This window comes from Limnospira sp. PMC 1279.21 (genome assembly GCF_032349615.1).
Classification (GTDB): domain Bacteria; phylum Cyanobacteriota; class Cyanobacteriia; order Cyanobacteriales; family Microcoleaceae; genus Limnospira; species Limnospira fusiformis.
In genome coordinates, this window is record NZ_JARPLU010000641.1 from 1 (window position 1) to 209 (window position 209).

At 47.8% G+C, this 209-nt stretch carries 1 pseudogene; it reads left to right on the forward strand.

Annotated elements, in window-relative coordinates:
• Positions 1 to 209, forward strand: a pseudogene (locus tag P5683_RS26330) (RNA-guided endonuclease TnpB family protein); the annotation flags it as partial.

The window sequence follows — 209 nt, forward strand, 5'->3', positions numbered from 1 at the left end:
AACCCTGTCGTTCAAGAAGGCGACGGATGAGGCAAGCGGATCAACGAATGAGAACTAAAATCCGGAATTTAGTGGATGAGGCCCACAAACAAATTGCTCACTACTTGACTCACAACTACAGCCTAATTTTTTTGCCCACCTTCGAGACTTCCGATATGGTTGCCAAGGTGAAGCGTCTAATCAGGTCTAAGACTGCCCGAGCCATGCTG